The sequence below is a fragment of the Methanobrevibacter filiformis genome (genome assembly GCF_001639265.1).
Lineage (GTDB): Archaea > Methanobacteriota > Methanobacteria > Methanobacteriales > Methanobacteriaceae > Methanacia > Methanacia filiformis.
The window spans coordinates 1-2340 of record NZ_LWMT01000116.1 but is presented as its reverse complement, the minus strand read 5'-3'; the positions used below and the strand labels follow the sequence as shown (position 1 = coordinate 2340).

Here is a 2340-nt window from a genome sequence, read left to right as displayed (position 1 = left end):
ACATAAAATTAAACAAACCAAAAACAATAAGAACAACTAAAAACAATTCAACAAAACCAACAAAATATTAAAAAAAACTCACATAAAAACACAAAAAATAAAGAAAAAATCAATAAAATAGAACAAAAAAAGAAACATTAAATGCGAATCCTCATATAATTATTTTTAATAATTAGTGAAATTGAATTCAACATCTTTATTTTAATAATTTAATGCAAAAATCATTTAAAGAGAACTTCATCATTCAATAATGCCTTATGTGGTGTGTTATTTTTTTGCTTCATACAATTAATAATACACACCACACAATATAATACTTTACTTATACGAAGTACTGATAATATATACCAATTGGCAATTTCAAACAATATCCTCAACATTCCTCAACTATTAAAATTTTTAAGTCTAATTATATTCTTAAATGGTTTAATAATGCACTTTTTGAATTTAATAAAATGTATAATAGAAAAAGTTAGCATTTGAGGATTTGATGTTTAAATTAACTGATGAATTAAATAATGCTGAAAAGACACTAACAAAATTCCAATTAACAAACATTGTATTTAACTTAGATGTTAAGAACCTTAATAAAAAAGATTGTTCTAATATAATGCATTTATTTTGGATTGAATCTTCATTAGATTCTGCAGAAAACTCCAAAAAGATTAATAGTTTTATCAAAACTTTTATTTTTAAAATTAATAAAAACATTCCTTATGTTTAGAATACTTAAATTTTGGAATAACTTTTGTTCAAACTTTTTTCAAAAGTTTGTTTCAAATTAATAAAAGCATTTCTCATATTTAAAATGCTTAAATTGTGGAATAGCTTTTGTTCAAACTTTTTTCAAAAGTTTGTTTCAAATTAATAAAGAATTAATTGGAAGTTATAGGGAGTGCATTAAAAAATTAAATCCTCCTTTTGAAAGAAATAAAAATTATCCCAAGATAGCTAAACACTTAAAATACAAAATTGATGGTCGTGATTAAGAAATAAGAAATATTATTTCAAAAACTTTTCAAATCAAAATCCCAAGTTTTGATTACAGGCTAAATTTTTTGTACAATAGAAAAAGTTATTTTATATAACTTTCATAATTATAATTAAGAATAATATTAATGGCATGTTATAAAATTTAATGTATGAATATATTAATATGTAACTAGTTATTGTTGTGTTGAAAATGGATAGAAAAAAAATAGCCATTGATTTTGCAGAGTCTTTAAATCATCCAGAAATTAAAAAAATTATTCTTTTTGGTTCTGTTGCTCGTGGTGACGATACTGATGAATCAGATATTGATATTCTTATTCTCACAAAAGAAAGGTCCGATAAATTTAAAATAATGGATGATGTTTACAGCAAAGTGATGGAAAATGTGTATAAACATATGGAATATATTTCTGCTAAAATAATTCCAATTAATCATTATAATAACTATAAGTCTAACTACTTCTATAAAAATGTGGATGAGGAGGGAATTGTAATTGGAACAGGGGAATAATGTGTTTAAGAAAGCATTGGATACACTGAAATCTGCTAAATTTAACTTTAATGGAGGATATTTCAATGCTTCTATCAATCGTTCCTATTATGCAGTTTTTTATGCTGCTAAAGCCTTGCTTTTTAAGAAAGGTTTAAATCCTAAAACTCATAGTGGAACTATTCGTCAATTTGGTCTAGAATATGTAGTAAATGGGGAATTTGATGAACACATAGCTAAAATATTATCTTCGTTACAAGAAGAGAGAACCAGTGTTGACTATGATTATGATTTCAATTCTTCTAAAGATGAAGCGAAACTAGATTTAAACAATGCAGAACTTTTCATCAAAGAATGTAAAAAATTTCTATAACTTATCCTACGATTCATTAATATTCAGGCAAAATAGCAAAGAATTTTGATTTAATAACAAAATATGAAAGAAAGAATAAACAGAATAACTAACTTAGGGTGATGAATTAAACTCTAAGGAACTTCAATCTTTAATTAATTCCATTAAAAATATTTTGAAGTTTAAATCAAATTAAATTAAATAAATTGTTAATATTATAATATGAAACAAACTTTTAAAAAAAGTTTGATCAAAAGCTATTTCCAAAAATAAACCATTTTAAGTATAAGGAATGCTTTTATTAATATTAATAGCTAATTATATAATACTTATTATTATTTAGTAATACTTATTATTTTCATATTCCTTATCTAAATATTTAGGAGATCTTCCATAATTCATTGATTAGTTAATTGATACTTATTGGCTTATATTATGATGATGAAGTAATATTAAGTTAAAATAAGGATTATTATTTAGTTTATTGGGTTTTAAGTGATTTATC

Annotated in this window: 3 protein-coding genes; all 3 read left to right on the top strand. The window is 23.0% G+C overall.

All coding sequences use genetic code 11. From position 1 onward, the window contains the following. The first annotated feature begins 490 nt into the window (after positions 1–490). The 3 genes from MBFIL_RS03845 to MBFIL_RS03835 all read left to right on the top strand — a co-directional run bounded on the left by MBFIL_RS03845 (position 491) and on the right by MBFIL_RS03835 (position 1856). Positions 491–724 carry a hypothetical protein gene (locus MBFIL_RS03845; protein WP_066971661.1) on the top strand — a complete coding sequence of 78 codons (234 nt, stop codon included), beginning with the start codon at positions 491–493 and terminating at the stop codon, positions 722–724. A 459-nt stretch (positions 725–1183) separates the two neighbouring features. Next, a complete protein-coding gene (locus MBFIL_RS03840) occupies positions 1184–1504 on the top strand; it encodes a nucleotidyltransferase domain-containing protein (protein ID WP_066971659.1) in 321 nt (106 codons plus the stop codon). Next, positions 1488–1856 carry a HEPN domain-containing protein gene (locus MBFIL_RS03835; RefSeq protein WP_066971657.1) on the top strand — a complete coding sequence of 123 codons (369 nt, stop codon included), beginning with the start codon at positions 1488–1490 and terminating at the stop codon, positions 1854–1856. Before MBFIL_RS03840 ends, MBFIL_RS03835 begins: the two co-directional genes overlap by 17 nt. The last annotated feature ends 484 nt before the right edge of the window (positions 1857–2340 follow it).

Bases quoted from the DNA above. Each gene is read 5' to 3' on its own strand.
- MBFIL_RS03845 (WP_066971661.1), top strand. From the start codon at position 491: ATGTTTAAATTAACTGATGAATTAAATAATGCTGAAAAGACACTAACA.
- MBFIL_RS03840 (WP_066971659.1), top strand. From the start codon at position 1,184: ATGGATAGAAAAAAAATAGCCATTGATTTTGCAGAGTCTTTAAATCAT.